Consider the following 15,628-nt stretch of genomic DNA (forward strand, 5'->3'; position numbering starts at 1 on the left):
GGAGGGTTCATGCTTGCGCGAGGGACTGGATTGTCTTTTTTGGGAGATATCCGCATGAAACCACGTAATTTTGTCACCGGGATGGCCGCTGCGGCAGCGGCACTCGGCATGGCGTCGGCCGTATCGGCACAGGATATGTCGGACGCGGCCGCCGAGCGGCTGGCCCAGTTTGAACGCACGGGCGAAACCCGCACTTGCGTCAACCTCACCCAGGTGCGGTCTATTCAGCCGCTGGACGACAGCCATTTCCTGATCGAGATGCGCAATCGCGACACGTATCTCAATGTGGTCAATGGCCGGTGCAGCCGCGCCGCCAGCTCCAGCACCTACCTGCAATACTCCATAACCGGCAGCCAGCTCTGCCGCGGCGAGATTGTCAATGTGATCGATAATGGCGGGCAGGGCATGCTCTCGGGCAGCTGCAGCCTTGGTGGGTTCGAGCGTCTGACGCAAGCCGGGGAAGGTGACAGCGCATCGCGCTGACACCGTGCGCGTAGCTAACGCGTGATTAACGCTCCCGCGCCATGATGCCTGTCCGTACCCCTTATGGTGCGGACAGGAATGGCGGTTGATGATAACGCAGGCGTTTCGTTGGGCGGCTTTGGCGGTGCTTTGCGCCGCCCTTGGCGCGTGCGCGTCCCGCCCCGAACCGATTCGCGGCGCGTCTGCACCGGCGTCTGGCGCTTCCAGCGACGCCGCCAGTTGCGGCAGCCGCTATACTGTCCGGCGCGGTGACACGCTCAGCGGTATCGCTGATCGGTGCGGTGTCCGCTGGCTCGATCTCGCCGCCGAGAACAATATCTCCGCGCCCTACACCCTGCGTGACGGCCAGGTGCTGGTCATGCCGGGCGGCGCGCGCACCTACACGGTCCGGCGCGGCGACAATCTCTACCGCATCGCGGTCAGTCACGGCATGACCCAGCAGGAGCTGGCGGCGATCAATGGTATCGCCCCGCCCTATACGATCTATCCCGGTCAGGAATTGCAGCTGTCAGGTAATGCGCGGCCCGTGCAGACGGCGTCTGCCACGCCGGCGCCAGCGCCGCGACCGGCCCAGCCATCAACCCAGCAACCCGCGCAACAGCCTTCCCAACAGCCCGCTCCGGCGCAGCAGCCTGCGCCCGCTCCCTCGCAGCCGGTCGCCGGGGCGCCCCAGTTCCGCTGGCCGCATGGCGGGCAGGTGATCGCCAATTTCGGCTCCCAGCCCGGCGGCCGCCGCAATGATGGCATCAAGATCGCAGCCAGCGTTGGTGAGCCGGTGCGCGCGGCAGCGGCTGGCGAAGTGGTCTATGCGGGCAATGAGTTGCAGGGCTATGGCGAGCTTGTCCTGCTGCGCCATGGCGACTGGGTGACCGCCTACGCCCATAACTCGGTACTGCGGGTCTCGGTGGGACAGCAGGTGGAGGCCGGCGCGGTGATCGCCGAGGCGGGCTCTACCGGATCGGCAAACCGCGTGCAGGTACATTTCGAGATCCGGCGCGGCGTGACTCCGGTCGATCCGCTGCAATACCTGCCCCGTCGCTAATAACTGAGCACAACAAGCGGATGCGAGTTGCGCCTGCGGCTCGCGTGGATATAGTCCCGCGCAAATTTCCCCTTGCATCCAAGGATACAACGCCATGCCCGCATTTCTCGACTCTGTGACGCTTGCTGCCGCCGGTGGTGGTGGTGGAATGGGTGCGCTGCTGATCCAGCTTTTCCCGTTCGTGCTGATCTTTGTGGTCTTCTACTTCCTGCTGATCCGCCCGCAGCAGCAGCGCGTGAAGAAGCATCGCGAAATGGTCGAGGCGCTGCGCCGCGGCGATGAAGTCGTCACGGCAGGCGGCCTGATCGGCAAGGTTACCCGCGTCGCCGATGGCGAACTGACCGTCGAACTGGCGCAAGGCGTGCGCGTGAAAGTGGTGCGCCACACCATTTCTGAAGTGCGCGCCCGCACCGAGCCGTCCCGTTCGCGCCGCGACGAAGACGATGCCGATGACAGCGATGAGGAACAGCGCGGCTAGCGCTCAGCGCTGCTGCGCCCTATCTGCAATCCGCCATGCTTTATTTTGCCCGCTGGAAGATCGCCCTCATCCTTGGAGCCATCCTGATCGGGGTGCTGTTCCTTCTGCCCAATTTTGTGCCGGAGAGCACGCGCTACGGCCCTGATGGCCGCCCGCAAGGCGTGTGGACAGTCCTGCCCAGCGACACGCTCAATCTGGGTCTGGACCTGCGGGGCGGATCACACCTCGTTTTCCAGGTGGATATGGATGAGGTGCGTTCAGAGCGCCTTGTGCGCCTGTCTGATGATGTGCGCACCGTATTGCGCAACCAGCCGGCCATCCTGACGGCGGCGCCGGCCGTGGTTGAGGGCCGCGTCGTCGTGCGTCTATCTCGCCCGGACGACATGGAGGCGGCGCTGCGCCGGCTCAGAGCCATCAACGAGCCGGTCTCGAACTCCTTCGGTCAGGCCAGCATGGACCAGACACTGTCCATTGATGCTGATCCGGATGGCCGTACGATCCGCGTTGGCATTACCGAGGCCGCTTTCGCTGAAATCCAGCGCCGCACCGTCACCCAGTCGGTGGAAGTCATCCGCCGGCGTATTGACGGCACGGGCACGACCGAGCCGACGATTGTCCGTCAGGGCGATGACCGTGTGCTGGTGCAGGTGCCGGGCGAGAGCGATCCCCAGCGCATTATCGACGTTGTCGGCACCACGGCGCGCATGACCTTCCACATGGTCGAGGCCAATGTTGATCCCGGCCCGGACGGGCAGGGGCGTACACCGCCCGGCGTCATCATTCTGCCGACCGAAGAAGCGGGTGAACCCTTCCTGGCCGTACAGCGCCGTGCGCTGGTGACCGGCGAGCAGCTGGTTCGCGCCAGCCAGGGCTTCAACGAATCCGGCCAGCCTTCGGTGAACTTCACCTTCAACACCTCCGGCGCGCGCGCCTTTGGCGATGCGACGGCGGCCAATGTCGGGCGCCGCTTCGCCATCGTCCTCGATGATGTCATCATCTCCGCGCCGCGCATCCGCTCGCCCATCATGCAGGGGTCAGGCATGATCGATGGCGGTTTCACCGTTCAGTCCGCGAATGACCTGGCCAATATGCTCAATGCCGGCGCGCTGCCTGCGCGCCTGACGCCGGTCGAGCAGCGCTCGGTCAGTGCCGGTCTGGGACAGGACTCGATTGAACGCGGCCAGACCGCGATCATTATCGGCTTCAGCCTCGTCATCGTCTTCATGCTGCTGGCCTATGGCTTCTTCGGCATCGCATCCACGCTGGCGCTGATCGTCAATATCTGTCTCCTGATGGGCGGTCTGTCGGGGCTGCAGGCGACGCTGACCCTGCCGGGCATCGCCGGTATCGTCCTGACAATCGGCATGGCGGTGGACGCCAATGTGCTGATTTTCGAGCGTATCCGCGAGGAATACCGATCAGGCCGGACGGTGACCAACGCCATCGAGAACGGCTATCAGCACGCGCTGTCGGCCATTCTGGACGCAAACGTGACCACCTTCATCGCGGCGGCCGTGCTCTACATGATGGGCGCCGGTCCGGTGCGCGGCTTCGCCGTCACGCTGGGTATCGGCATCGTGACCTCGGTCTTTACCGCCTTCGTGTTCTCGCGGCTTCTTCTGGCGGGTTGGCTGCGTTTTGCCAAACCCAAAGCCCTGCCGATGTAGGCGGGAGAAAAAACCATGAATCTTTCCAGTTTTGCTCTCGTACGCTTCCTGCCGGTGGAGACCAATTTCGGCTTCATCCGCATGCGGGTCGGCGCGTTTGTCCTCTCGCTCTTCATGGTGCTGGGGTCGGTGACGGCTTTCTTCACCATGGGCCTCAATCTCGGCATTGATTTTCGTGGCGGCACGGCAATCGAAATCAGCACGCAGGGACCAGCCGACATCGCGCTGATCCGCGAGGTGGTCACGGCTGCGGTCCCCGGCGATGTGCAGGTACAGGGCTTTGGCACCGAGGAAGACGTCCTCATCCGCGTCGGCGAGATCGACCCTGAGGTCATCAACGCGCTCGAAGGCTTTGACGCTCTTGACGCTGCACAGGCCCAGCAGGCCGTGCAGCAACTGGTGCGCGGCGCTCTGGTCGAGGCGATACCTGATGTCAGCTTCGAGCGGATGGAGGTTATCAGCCCGCAAGTTTCCGACGAGCTGCGGGTGGCAGGCGCGACAGCGGTGCTCGTCTCGCTCTTCCTGATGCTGGTCTATATCTGGCTGCGCTTTGAGTGGCAGTACTCGGTAGGCGCGGTGCTGGCACTGGCCCATGACGTGATCATCACGATCGGCTTTTTCTCCGTCACCCAGCTGCAGTTCAACCTGCCGACCATCGCGGCCATTCTCACCATAGTCGGTTACTCGATGAACGATACCGTGGTCATTTATGATCGCATCCGTGAGATGTTCCGCAAGTATAAATCCCTGCCAACGGCCGAGGTGCTGGACCTTGCCATCAACGCCACGCTGTCGCGCACCATCCTGACATCCGGCACCACGCTGGTGGCGCTGATCGCCATGGCGGTCATGGGCGGTCCGGCTCTGGAAGGCTTTGCGATGGCGCTGATCTGGGGCGTGGCCATCGGCACATATTCCTCGATCTTTGTGGCTGCACCTCTGCTCACCGTGACAGGTGTCCGCCGCGATGCCGGGGACCGCGAGGACTGACCGGCCCCGCCAGCAGGCATCTGAACCAAAGAAAAACCCCGGCGCTGGCGCCGGGGTTTTTGCTTGCAGGCTGTGTGGCAGGCTTACTCGGCGATTACCGCAGGCATGAGCTGGCGGAATATCGCTCTGGCGCCTTCACGCGGCGTTGTGGCAGAGGGCTGCTCCTGCGCCAGGATCAGCGCCACCACGCCGGTTTGCGGGCTGACAAAGAAATCAGTGTCGAAATAACCGCCCCAGCCGAAATCGGCCGGGTAGCCGCTCGCCGATGAGCCCTGTCCCTCATAGACAACGCCCAGCGAGTAGCCAAAGCCCAGATTGCCGGCATTCATGTTCTCAGGCATGCGGTCTGCACCGACATGGACCCGGGTCATCGCGTTCACGCCGTCCTGTGACAGGATACGTGTGCCTTCCAGCTCCCCGCCATTGGCAAGCGTCTGTGCGAAGCGGAAATAGTCATTGGCGGTAGAGAACAGGCCTGCGCCGCCTGCGGCGACATTGGCGCCAAACGCATAGTCCAGGCTGGACGGCAGCGCCTGGATCGCCCCGCTCTCGTCGTGGGTGTAAAGCGTTGCGATGCGCCCATGCAGCGCCTCGTCCGGAAAGAATGTCGTGCTGTCCATGCCCAGCGGCCGGAAGATGCGCGACTGCATATAGCTTTCCAGGTCCTGACCGGAGACAACTTCCACCACCCGGCCCAGAATGTCGTTCGACCAGCTATAATACCAGCGCTCTCCGGGCTGGAAATAAAGCGGCAGTCCGGCCAGATGGTCGATGCGCTGCTCCAGCGTCATGTCGCGGTCTTCATAGACGTTGCGGGTCAGGTAGAGGCGGCCCAGATCCGTCTCGTAATCAAACACATAGCCGATACCGGATGTATGGGTGAGGAGGTCCTCAATCGTGATTGCGCGGGCGGCCGGCACGGTCGCGATCTCACCGCTTTCATTGGCCATCACCGACACCGCCACGTGTGCATCGGCAAAAGCAGGGATGATGTCGGCCAGCGGCTGGTCGAGCCGCAGCGCGCCATTTTCGACCAGCTGCATCACCGCGACGGCAGTAACGGGCTTGGTCATGGAGGCAATGCGCACCAGCGTGTCGGCATTCATCGGGCGTTCCGCCTCGATATCGGCGTAGCCAGTCTCGGAGATGTGCTGCACCACACCGTCGCGCGCGATAAGCGCCACATAGCCGGAGCGCGCCTGCGCGGCGGCGAACTGGTTCAGCGTGGCATCCAGCGCGGCCAGGCCTTGCCCGTTAAGCTCGCGCGCGGCGGGTATGGACTCGCTCACCGTATCGGCACTGGCCTGCGTTTGCGGGCTGCAGGCGGCAAGGCCGAGGGATCCCGCCAGCGCGGAAGCCAGCAGAAGGGTGGTCAGGCGCCAGCGCGCGTCATACATGTCGGGTCTCCGCAGCAGGGGGTGGTGTCTGGTGACGCGAAGCTCACCCCGCAGCTGCAGTATTGGCAAGTCAAAACACGCCTCTCTCCTGCGATTGGCGCCGTATTTTTGGAAACTGTCCCGACCATGAGCGCCGACACCTTCGCTGATACGCTTCGCCGCGAGGATCCCGCCCGGTATCTGGCCAGCCTGTTTGCGCCTGCGCCCGTGCGCGCCAATCTGTGGGCGGTTTACGCCTTCAATGCAGAGATTGCCCGCATCCCGGCCAGCGTAAGCGAGGCTGTGATCGGCGAAATGCGTCTGGCATGGGCCAGGGAGGCTCTGGCCGACCTGTATGCCCGCCCGCCGCGCGTACGCCGCCATCCGGTCTATGAGGCGCTGGCCACCCTGCGTGACCAGCCAGGTGCTCCAGACGAGGCCCTGCTGGCAGGCCTGGTCGAGGCCAGAAACGCCGATCTGGGTGAGGGCGCGTTTCCCGACACGGCAGAGCGTGACGCTTACATTGACCGCACAGCAGGCACGCTGATGCGCGCAGGCGCCCGCCTGTGTGCGCCGGACTGGCAACCTGGCGATGGGGCAGAGCGCGCCCTGACAGCAGCGGGGCGCCTGTGGGGATATACCGGCCTGCTGCGCGATTTTGCCCGGCTGTGCGCGGCTGGCCGGCCGCCTGTCACGCAAGACGAGCTGGAGGCCAGCGGCGCCAGTGTGGAAACGCTGCGCCGGGGCTTGCAACCCGAAACCGCCATAAAGGCGCGTGAAGGGCTGGTGGACCGGGCGCGACACGCCGCGCGCGACCTTTCCGCCTCACGCAAGGCGCTCCCGGCATCGGTTTTTCCCGCCATCGGCTATGCGGTGCTGGCGCGGGGCGATCTCGCCGCTGCCCGCCGGCCGGCAGACCCATACAACTACGCCCCCGCGGATAATCCGCTGGGGGCGCAGCTTGCCCTGCTATGGGCTTCGGTTACAGGCCGGGTCTAGTCAGCCGGGTCACCTAGCACCTCAAACAGGAAGCGCTCCATCTCCTCGAGCACCTGAAGGCGTGCCTGATACCCGGTCAGCCAGTGATCGCCCCCCTCCTGGGCAATGAAGGTCACGGGATGGCCCGCACTGCGCAGTGCGGAGTCCATGCGCTCGCTCTGATTGATCGGCACCACGCTGTCGTCCCGGCCGTGCAGCAGCAGGACAGCAGCCCCGGCACGGGCCGCGTTTTCTGCGGGCGAGCGGGCGCGCAGATAGCCGGAATCTGCAGACGTGGCGCTGCCTACCATGGACTCCCGCCAGTAGCGTACCGCCGCGCCGCCTGCGATTGACCGCGAGGCGGTGTAGTTGAGCATGCCCTGCAGATCGGAGACGCCGTTGATCGAAATGGCGCAGGCATAGAGTTCGGGCGTGTAGACTGCACCGGCGAGAGCAGCGTAACCGCCATAACTCGCCCCGGCGATGCAAACGCGTTCGCTGTCGGCAATACCCTGCTGGATCGCGTAAGCAACGGCATCGGACACGTCGTGCTGCATGATGCCAAGGCCCCACTCACCATATCCGGCGCGGCGCCAGTTATAGCCGAACCCGTCCGAGCCCCGGAAATTCGGCTGGATAACCGCAAAACCGCGATCGGCAAGGAAATGCGCAAAGAGGTCAAATCCGCCATAATCGCGCGCCGCCGGTCCACCATGGGGCAGAACTACAGCCGGGTGCGGTCCGGGGGTGTCGGGAACGGTGATGTAGGCCTGTACGGTGGTGCCATCGCGCGCGGTGTATTCGATGGAGCGGCGTTCCGGCAGTTCCAGCCCGGCCACGACCGGATTGGTTTCCATCGGAGCAGACAGCTCCAGCTGGCCGTTGACGTTTTCTGTCAGCAGGAAGAAATGGGACGGTCTGTCATTGTAATCGGCACTGATAATCATCGAGCGCCGGTCTTCGGTCCATGAAGCGATGGTCACCACATCGGCGTCCAGGGCGGCCTCCAGCTCGGTCTGCAGGCTCTCCCATTCCTCATCAAACCAGAGCGTGCTGACATTCTCTTCGGCCAGAACCAGCCCGATCACTTCCCGCGAGTGGGGATCGCGGCGCGCGCCCCCGATCTCAAACCGGGTATCTTCGTAGATTATGGTCTCATTGCCTGATCCATCGAGCGGAATGGACAATACGGTGTCGGCGAACCCTTCACGGTCAACGGTCACCAGAAGCTCGGTCTCGTCTGCGTTCAATCCGAGAATGCTGGTAATCTGCGGGGCCCCTTCCGGCCGACGCAGGGAGCGGAACCTCGACCGGCTCTCGGCCAGTGAAACGGTCATGTAGCGCCGGTCGCTGCCCCGGTCGATCCGGGCAACCGGCTCGAAATTGCGGTTCAGTATCCAGCCGGCATTATTGGCATCTGCTGCGATTTCAAGGCTGGCAAGCCCTGTATCTACATCGGCCCAATACAGGTCCGGAGTGCCTAGGTTGGAGCTCACTTGCACCAGCACGCGCCGGTTCTCCCGGTCGACGCCGCGCACGTTGGAGGTGTCCGGGTTGAAGGCCATGCGCCGCCCCTGCCGTATCAGCCGGCGGAATTCCTGCGTACGCAGATCAAACGCCATCAGCAGGTTGAAATCGACCACGCCGCGAACAGCATCGAGCTGGGTTGCTATCCCGCCGCGGATCACGAGCATGTCCTCGTCGACCCAGAACATGCCGCCAATTCTTACGTCGTTGGCAGCCAGCGAAATGGTCTCGCCCGTCTGCAGATTGCTGACGCGGATTTCTGCCCGGTCATCGCGCCGTGAGAGGTAGGCAAGCTGGCTGCCGCTAGGCGACAGCGTCGGCGAGCTGATGGCGCCGAGCTGGGCGAACTCGGCGGCAGGCACGCGTTCCTGCGCCATCGTCGCGGCAGGCAGGGCAGAAAATGCTCCGGCTGCCAGCACGATGCTGGCGGCAAGGCTTCTGACGTTCAACATGGTAGGCCCCCTCAAAGCTGGATTTTTTGTAATGTTCCGCATTGAGAGGGGGATCACAAGGGCGCAATTACTCTGCGGCGTGTTTCGTCTGTCCCAGCCAGGCATCACAATCGGCAAGGGCGCGCGCGCTCATCAGCCGCTTCTTGGCCTGGGCCTTGGCAGCGCCGCGCAGGCGCTCGCCATTCGGCCCCTTGGACGGCCCCTGCATGTCCGGGAAGAGGCCGAAATTGACATTCATCGGCTGGAAGGCGCCCTTGCGGCCCGGCACATGGCCGGTGGTGATATGCATCAGCAGCGCCCCCAGCGCCGTGGTGGCAGGCGGCGGCGTTGCGGGCTGGCCCAGACGCTCTGCGGCGGCAAACCGGCCTGCCAGCAGCCCCATGGCCGCGCTTTCAACATAGCCCTCAACCCCGGTTATCTGTCCGGCGAAGCGAAGCGCGGGCCGCGCCTTCAGGCGCATTACCGGGTCCAGCAGCTTTGGCGAGTTCAGGAAGGTATTCCTGTGAATGCCGCCCAGCCTTGCGAACTGCGCGTTCTCCAGCCCCGGTATCATGCGGAAAATGTCGCTCTGCGCGCCGTATTTCAGCTTGGTCTGGAAACCGACCATGTTGAACAGCGTGCCATGGGCATTGTCCTGACGCAGCTGGACGACCGCATAGGGCTTCTCGTCGGGCTTGTGAGCATTGGTAAGGCCGCGCGGCTTCATCGGCCCGTGGCGCAGCGTCTCGATGCCGCGCTCGGCCATCACCTCGATGGGAAGGCAGGCCTCGAAATAGGGCGTGTCCTTCTCCCAGTCCCGGAACACCGTCTTGTCGCCGGCCAGCAGCGCCTCGACGAAGGCGTGATACTGGTCCTTGTCCATCGGGCAGTTGATATAGGCGGCGCGGTCTTCCTCCGTTTCGCCCTTGTCATAGCGTGACTGCTTCCACGCCACGCCCATATCGATGCTGTCGGCAAAGATGATCGGCGCGATGGCGTCAAAGAAGGCGAGTTCGCCTTCACCCGTCAGCCCATGCACCGCTTCGGCGAGCGCAGGCGAGGTGAGGGGGCCGGTTGCCACGATCACATTGTCCCACTCTTCAGGCGGCAGCCCGGCGATTTCCTCCCGGCGTATCTCGATATTGGGGTGCGCTTCCAGCTTCGCCGTCACCGCGCGGGAGAACGCTTCGCGGTCCACGGCCAGCGCGCCGCCCGCAGGCACCTGGTTCACATCGCCCATCGCCATGATCAGCGAGTTCGCCCGGCGCATCTCCTCGTGCAGGAGGCCCACCGCATTGGTCTCATGGTCATCGGAACGGAAGGAATTGGAGCAGACCAGCTCCGCCAGCCCGTCTGTCTGGTGGGCTTCGGTACGGCGTACCGGGCGCATCTCGTGCAGGATCACGTGCGCGCCAGCCTCTGCCGCCTGCCAGGCCGCTTCCGAACCGGCCATGCCGCCGCCAATGATGTGTATGGGTTGGGTTTGTGTCATGGCGCGGATATAGCGCCGCAACGGCGCAGGCTCAAACCGGCAGGGCAGGCGGGTAGGCGGAATTTCCGCCGGGGGCAAATTTCGTGTTGACCGTCCGGGATTTGCATCCAAGGATTGCGTCCGGGGAAGGCGGGCTGAACGGGGGCAGTAATGCAGAAAATTATCATCGCGGCGCTGGCCGCGCTGTGTGTCAGTGCGGGCGGATACGCCATTCCGCCCGGTGTCCTTGCGGCGTTTGATGCCTATATGGACGCGGTGGAAGCCAATGATCTGGTCGGGGCGGTGCCACATGCGGAGGCCGCCTGGCAGGCCGCTTCGCGGGGTGGGGTGGACACCGAGACACTCGCCGTGCTCGCCGAAAACCGCGCGGAGATATACGTGCTGACCGGCGATCATGCCCGTGCCGGTGCTGCTTGGCAGGACCTTGCCGGTGTGCTGGAGCAGGACAATGCAGAGGCCGAGGAGCGTGCCCGCGCGTATGTCAGCGCGGCGGTCCAGTACGCTCTGGCACGTGATCTTCCTGCGGCAATAACGGCCGCCGATGCGGCCATCGTGCTCTACCCGCAGGATGCTGTATCCAACCGGCTTTTTCTGGCTCTGCGCGTGAAGGCGGTATCGGAGTGGGCGCAGGGGCAGCTTGGTCCGGCAGGCGTGGCGGCGGATCGCGCCATGCGGGTGCGTGAGCAGATCGGTGCCAGCGTGGACAGCACGACCATGACCACGGCGATGATCGCTGCCGTACACCATATCCTCGGACGGAACCGGGTGGACGCGGCCTTCTACATATCGATAGCGAGTGATCTGGCTGCCGTGCTTCCGGCTGATGATGAGAACCGGCTTATGTTATGGGGCTGGTCTTCCTTCCTGCGGTCATTGCTTTCCGACACCGAACGCGAAGCCCTCTATGAGCGGCGGTTCAATTCTGCGCTGCTGGATTTTGACGATCCGGGGCGGCAGGAACGTGAGCGCGCACAGGAAGAAGGTGTTGAGGACGCGCGGCCTCTTCGACGCGATCATCCAAGATACCCGCAACAGATGCTTGAACGCGGTGTTAATGGAGTTGCCGTGGTGATGTTTGACGTCACTGAGGAGGGGCGCCCGGAAAATGTGCGGGTGGCAATGTCAATTCCTCATGCCGACTTCGGCCGAGAGGCGGTGCGGGCGGTCCAGAGGTGGCGGTACACGCCTCGCACGGAAAACGGTGTGGCCGTAAGGCGCGAAGGCGTGGTGACGTCCTTCGACTATCAGATCAGCCAATAAGGCAGCCCGCCATGCTATTTTCGATCGCGCTATATCTGTCGGCATTGACGATGTCGCCACCAGAATCCGAGCTGGATCTGCCTGCCGTCACCGTGCAGGACGTCATGTCGGCGTGGGAGGCAGGGCAGGCGGCAGAGGCCGGGCGCCTCGCTGAGGCCTATCTGACGGCCCGCACCGCCGACGACGGCAGGCTGGGTGTTGAAGGCGCAGGGCTCGCGTTTATTGCAGGCATCGGACGGGTGATCAGCGCCGGCAGGGAAGACGCTCACTCCGGCTACTGGATGTGGGTGGCGCGTCAGCACGAGGACGTGTGCGGCGCGTTGCCAGACCAGTATTCGACGGTGATTGACATCATGATGACCGCGCCGGGCCGCTGGCTTCGTGTGGACAGGCTGATCCGGGGTGGGCCGTTTCTGGACGCCACCAGCCAACCGTGCCGGGACGAGGCCCGCGCTTCCGTTATACCCGCCGCTGCAAATGCTGTCGGCGCGCCTGGTGCGGTGGTGGTGTTTTCTCACGATGCGGAACGGGGCTGGGGTGTTCGCGGCCGCCGGCCGACGGTCCGCGTGCCGCTCATTTTTGAATATCCGGCCGGCGCGCTGTCACCATCCTTGGCCCAGGGCCGCGTGTTTGAAATCCGCTTCAGGTCGGTACATGCTGTCCCCGGTGGTGCAATCGTCCTGAGCCCCTGCTCGGCCATGAGTTTTGATCTGGGCATGGAGGTGGGCCCTCTCTGCCGGGCCGATCAGCCGGGCTCCGGGGAGGAGTGATCACCCGATGACAGCAAACCAGCGAATCGACCAGCGGGCTGGCCTCATGCTTCAAGCCATGACCGCCATGCTGGCCGCTCTCGGCCTGAGCGCCGCCGCCAACGCCATTCCTGCCGACGTGATGAACGCCTATCGCGCCTATATGGCTGCGATTGAAGCTGATGATCTGGACGCGGCTGCGGCCCATGCCGAGGACGCCTGGCAGGCTGGTGTGGCAGCCAGTATCGACGGCGATACGCTTGCGGCGCTGGCCGAGAACCGGGCGCAGCTACTGTATGATATGGGCCGGTATGAAGCGGCCGGTCCGGCGTGGGACGCCGTGTATGCGGTTGCACCAGACATTAATGTGCTGGCGCTGGCTTCATCCGCCTATTTGCTGGCCGAGGACCGGCAGGCAGCAGCCGAACGTGCACGGTCGCTGCTTGCGGCAGGGCGCGGCCTGTCTGACGATCTCACCTATCTGGCGCGCTACATTGTTGCGGTGGAAGCGGGTCCGGGCGGGTTCACCGCAAGCACTGGCCGGGAAGCGTTCCAGAGAGGGCGTGCGCCGCAGCTGGTTCAGGATTTCATGCGGGAAGGAGAGCGGATGCTGCAAGGGCGTAGCCATGCACTGGAGTTCAGATATGCCGCTTTTGCGGCCGGTGCAGCGCGGGGGATTGGTCTCCATCCGTCTGTCGCTGATCATCTTCAGCAATGGGCTATACAGGTCGACCTGCCAGAGCACGAGGCACAACTGGCCCGCGCGCATCTGGGGGAGTCGCTGTTTGCTGCCCTGCTGATCCGGCAGGGGGTGTTTCCGGTACGAAACCGGGATGACCAGTCTGACGCAGCCACCAACGACCGCCTCGCTCGTAATGCTGTCCCGCCGGATTACCCCGCCGCTGCTCTGAGGCAAGGCCGGCAGGGGCTTACGGTGATGCGCTTTGATGTCAGTGAGGCGGGCCTGCCGGAAAACATCCAGGTCGTGTTCTCGGTGCCTGATAGCACCATGTTTGACCGGGAGAGCGTTCGCGCCATCGAACGCTGGACTTATGACCCACGAATTGAAGAAGGCGTGGCGGTCCGGCGGACCGGTGTGGAGACCAGCTTCAGATTCAGCGTGCAGTGACACCCCCTGCGTCACCCTGATCCTTGGCAGACCGGGCAGAGCGGGCTAAGTCCCGCTGCCATGAAACTCATCCATGCCGATGCCCTGCAAGACGGGCTTGCCCTCATATTGCGTCATCCCCGCGCCGTTCTGGCCGCCAGCGCGCTGTGCGCGGCCATCGCCGCGCTTGAAGCGCTGGTCTTCTCGCTCACTGGCGAAGCGGGGCCGGGCCTGATTGGCGTTACCCTGCTTTTCATCCTTGGCTTTCATGCTTGGGTGATTGCGGCGGTGCTGGTCACGCGCCCGGCGCTGGGGCTGGCCGAGGGAGACATTCAGGACCGAGCCCGCGACGTGTCGCGTCTGGTGCTGGTGGCAGGGCTGACGCTGGTGCTGGTGCTGACCGTGCTGGGCACCGCCTTTGTCATGCTGGCCTTCATGCTGGGCGCGCTGGCAATCCTTGGCGCTGAGCGGACAGGCCTGACCGAGCCGCCCGAAGGCTTTGTGAATATCTTCGCCCTGTTCAGCACCGCAGAATGGATCATCGCGGTTGCTCTGATCGCGGTATTCGCCGGTTTTGCTCTCTGGTTCATCTCCCGCCTGCTGCCCGGCATTCCCGCCACGCTGGCGCGCGGCAAGGTGCAGCTTCTGGCCGCATGGCCGATATTGCAGGGGAGGGGGCTTGGCGGCTTCATTACCGGCACGCTGGCGGTGTTGCCCGGCATCGTGCTGCTGGTGGCCTTCGCCTTTCTGGTGGAAAGCGTGACCGGATATAACCCCGCACAGGGCGTGCGGGCAGACGGGTTGAACCCGCTTGGCATCGCCCTTTTGCGCGCCGTTCTGGTGGGCGGATCGGTGGCCTTCGGGCTGACCCCGCTGCTGGGCACGCATGCCCGCCTCTACATGAAATTTACGTCACAAAGCGTGTAAAACACGCCTTGGAGCGTGCCGTGCTCACGGGCCTGTGATAGTGTCCCGCCAAATTGTTGCAGGGTAGGGACATACAATGACATCTCCGATCGAGACGAAATACGATTTCACCAGCGCAGCCTTCTGGTTCTTCAAATGTGTGGGCCGCAATCCGGGCGGTGCCTTCTCGATCGCGCTCTGGCAGATCATCGCCTATGCGGTGATTGTCGGCGCTCTGCTGGTTTTCGGCCTGCCTGCCATCCAGTCGGTTCTGGAGCTCGTTGCCACGACGGACGATCCTGATCCGGCCCAGGTCTTTGCTGCTGCGGGCACGCTGGCGGCCCTGTCGCCGGTAATCGTGATCGTTTCCATTCTTGTGGCGCTCATGGCGCAAGGCGCCTGGCTGCGCCTGATGACGCGCAACGAGGTGGCGGGCGGTATCCCCTTCCGTCTCGGCGCGGATGAGGGACGGCTCTTCCTGGTCAATCTGTGCCTGATCGGCCTCGTGATCGCCGGCTATGTCGCCGCTATCATCTTTTTCGGAATTGTCGTTGCCGTGACCATGGGGATCAATTCTGCCGCCGATGGTGCATTCTGGGCGGCGCTTCTCAACGGTTTCATCTGGTTTGCGGCAGTGGTCGGGTTCACCGTCGCGGCCGTCATCATCTGTGTGCGCCTGGCTGCCGGTCCGGCGCTCACCGTGCGCCAGAAAGGCTTCCGCCTGTTCCACTCCTTTGCGGCCACGAAGCGGATCGTGGGCTGGCTGGTGCTGACCTATTTCGTCCTGCTTCTGATCGCGCTCGTCGGCTCCATGGTCCTGTCCATCGTCCAGCAGATCGCCGTGATGGGCGGCATGATGGGCGCCATCGCCCCCTACTGGGGTGATCTGATGGCGGGCGCCGAGCCGGACCCCGAACAGGTCCGCGAGATGATCACCGGGCTCATCACCAGCCCGGCAGCCATTATCGCCCTGTGCGTGATGCTGCTGGCGCAGGTGATCTTCCAGATCGTGTTTGAAGGCCTGTGGCACGGCGTCGGCGCATACACGGCGGTTCGCCATGATAGCGGTGATGGCCCGTTTGAAACCGATCTTGCTGCCCCGGCTGAATCGGTCGGCAACGCGCCGTCAGAGGGCTGATAC

14 protein-coding genes are annotated in these 15,628 nt (G+C 64.0%); 11 read left to right on the forward strand and 3 right to left on the reverse strand.

Annotation, left to right across the window (positions count from 1 at the left end; all coding sequences use genetic code 11):
• Positions 1-54: 54 nt before the first annotated feature.
• From X907_RS07095 to secF, 5 genes are all read left to right on the forward strand, one after another.
• Positions 55-483: a DUF6491 family protein gene (locus tag X907_RS07095; protein ID WP_127566611.1), complete on the forward strand. Its 429-nt coding sequence runs from the start codon at positions 55-57 to the stop codon at positions 481-483.
• 88 nt (positions 484-571) lie between these two features.
• Positions 572-1,525, forward strand: coding sequence for a LysM peptidoglycan-binding domain-containing protein (locus X907_RS07100; protein ID WP_127566613.1), 954 nt, complete (start codon positions 572-574; stop codon positions 1,523-1,525).
• A 94-nt stretch (positions 1,526-1,619) separates the two neighbouring features.
• Complete coding sequence (gene yajC / locus X907_RS07105) at positions 1,620-2,003, forward strand: preprotein translocase subunit YajC (RefSeq protein WP_127566615.1); 384 nt, start codon at positions 1,620-1,622, stop codon at positions 2,001-2,003.
• 35 nt (positions 2,004-2,038) lie between these two features.
• Positions 2,039-3,670 carry a protein translocase subunit SecD gene (gene secD / locus X907_RS07110; RefSeq protein ID WP_127566617.1) on the forward strand — a complete coding sequence of 544 codons (1,632 nt, stop codon included), beginning with the start codon at positions 2,039-2,041 and terminating at the stop codon, positions 3,668-3,670.
• A gap of 15 nt (positions 3,671-3,685) precedes the next feature.
• Positions 3,686-4,660 carry a protein translocase subunit SecF gene (gene secF / locus X907_RS07115; RefSeq protein WP_127566619.1) on the forward strand — a complete coding sequence of 325 codons (975 nt, stop codon included), beginning with the start codon at positions 3,686-3,688 and terminating at the stop codon, positions 4,658-4,660.
• 83 nt (positions 4,661-4,743) lie between these two features.
• Here secF and X907_RS07120 read toward each other — a convergent pair whose 3' ends face one another.
• A complete protein-coding gene (locus X907_RS07120; protein ID WP_127566621.1) occupies positions 4,744-6,057 on the reverse strand; it encodes a serine hydrolase domain-containing protein in 1,314 nt (437 codons plus the stop codon).
• A 126-nt stretch (positions 6,058-6,183) separates the two neighbouring features.
• Between X907_RS07120 and X907_RS07125 the strand changes: the two genes are divergently transcribed.
• Complete coding sequence (locus X907_RS07125; protein WP_127566623.1) at positions 6,184-7,035, forward strand: squalene/phytoene synthase family protein; 852 nt, start codon at positions 6,184-6,186, stop codon at positions 7,033-7,035.
• On the opposite strand, the gene X907_RS07130 is transcribed toward X907_RS07125, so the two are convergent.
• Positions 7,032-8,993, reverse strand: coding sequence for a S9 family peptidase (locus X907_RS07130; RefSeq protein WP_170175491.1), 1,962 nt, complete (start codon positions 8,991-8,993; stop codon positions 7,032-7,034). The genes X907_RS07125 and X907_RS07130 overlap by 4 nt on opposite strands.
• Positions 8,994-9,060: 67 nt before the next feature.
• Positions 9,061-10,464 (reverse strand): methylenetetrahydrofolate--tRNA-(uracil(54)-C(5))-methyltransferase (FADH(2)-oxidizing) TrmFO, encoded by a 1,404-nt coding sequence (gene trmFO / locus X907_RS07135; RefSeq protein ID WP_127566627.1) that lies wholly within the window; start codon positions 10,462-10,464, stop codon positions 9,061-9,063.
• A gap of 150 nt (positions 10,465-10,614) precedes the next feature.
• Here trmFO and X907_RS07140 point away from each other — a divergent pair, with 150 nt between their 5' ends.
• The 5 genes from X907_RS07140 to X907_RS07160 all read left to right on the forward strand — a co-directional run bounded on the left by X907_RS07140 (position 10,615) and on the right by X907_RS07160 (position 15,625).
• Positions 10,615-11,724, forward strand: a complete 1,110-nt coding sequence (locus tag X907_RS07140; protein ID WP_127566629.1) for an energy transducer TonB — start codon at positions 10,615-10,617, stop codon at positions 11,722-11,724.
• Between the two features lie 50 nt (positions 11,725-11,774).
• Positions 11,775-12,494, forward strand: a complete 720-nt coding sequence (locus X907_RS07145; protein WP_127566631.1) for a hypothetical protein — start codon at positions 11,775-11,777, stop codon at positions 12,492-12,494.
• A 7-nt stretch (positions 12,495-12,501) separates the two neighbouring features.
• Positions 12,502-13,602 carry an energy transducer TonB gene (locus X907_RS07150; protein WP_127566633.1) on the forward strand — a complete coding sequence of 367 codons (1,101 nt, stop codon included), beginning with the start codon at positions 12,502-12,504 and terminating at the stop codon, positions 13,600-13,602.
• Positions 13,603-13,662: 60 nt separating this feature from the next.
• On the forward strand, positions 13,663-14,508 hold the full coding sequence (locus tag X907_RS07155) for a hypothetical protein (RefSeq protein WP_127566635.1): 846 nt from the start codon (positions 13,663-13,665) through the stop codon (positions 14,506-14,508).
• Between the two features lie 76 nt (positions 14,509-14,584).
• Positions 14,585-15,625: a hypothetical protein gene (locus X907_RS07160; RefSeq protein ID WP_127566637.1), complete on the forward strand. Its 1,041-nt coding sequence runs from the start codon at positions 14,585-14,587 to the stop codon at positions 15,623-15,625.
• Positions 15,626-15,628 lie beyond the last annotated feature (3 nt).

Source organism: Glycocaulis alkaliphilus (assembly GCF_004000605.1).
Lineage (GTDB): Bacteria > Pseudomonadota > Alphaproteobacteria > Caulobacterales > Maricaulaceae > Glycocaulis > Glycocaulis alkaliphilus.

Coding starts and splice junctions, on each gene's coding strand:
- X907_RS07095 (WP_127566611.1), top strand. CDS start 55: ATGAAACCACGTAATTTTGTCACCGGGATGGCCGCTGCGGCAGCGGCA.
- X907_RS07100 (WP_127566613.1), top strand. CDS start 572: ATGATAACGCAGGCGTTTCGTTGGGCGGCTTTGGCGGTGCTTTGCGCC.
- yajC (WP_127566615.1), top strand. CDS start 1,620: ATGCCCGCATTTCTCGACTCTGTGACGCTTGCTGCCGCCGGTGGTGGT.
- secD (WP_127566617.1), top strand. CDS start 2,039: ATGCTTTATTTTGCCCGCTGGAAGATCGCCCTCATCCTTGGAGCCATC.
- secF (WP_127566619.1), top strand. CDS start 3,686: ATGAATCTTTCCAGTTTTGCTCTCGTACGCTTCCTGCCGGTGGAGACC.
- X907_RS07120 (WP_127566621.1), bottom strand. CDS start 6,057: ATGTATGACGCGCGCTGGCGCCTGACCACCCTTCTGCTGGCTTCCGCG.
- X907_RS07125 (WP_127566623.1), top strand. CDS start 6,184: ATGAGCGCCGACACCTTCGCTGATACGCTTCGCCGCGAGGATCCCGCC.
- X907_RS07130 (WP_170175491.1), bottom strand. CDS start 8,993: ATGTTGAACGTCAGAAGCCTTGCCGCCAGCATCGTGCTGGCAGCCGGA.
- trmFO (WP_127566627.1), bottom strand. CDS start 10,464: ATGACACAAACCCAACCCATACACATCATTGGCGGCGGCATGGCCGGT.
- X907_RS07140 (WP_127566629.1), top strand. CDS start 10,615: ATGCAGAAAATTATCATCGCGGCGCTGGCCGCGCTGTGTGTCAGTGCG.
- X907_RS07145 (WP_127566631.1), top strand. CDS start 11,775: ATGTCGCCACCAGAATCCGAGCTGGATCTGCCTGCCGTCACCGTGCAG.
- X907_RS07150 (WP_127566633.1), top strand. CDS start 12,502: ATGACAGCAAACCAGCGAATCGACCAGCGGGCTGGCCTCATGCTTCAA.
- X907_RS07155 (WP_127566635.1), top strand. CDS start 13,663: ATGAAACTCATCCATGCCGATGCCCTGCAAGACGGGCTTGCCCTCATA.
- X907_RS07160 (WP_127566637.1), top strand. CDS start 14,585: ATGACATCTCCGATCGAGACGAAATACGATTTCACCAGCGCAGCCTTC.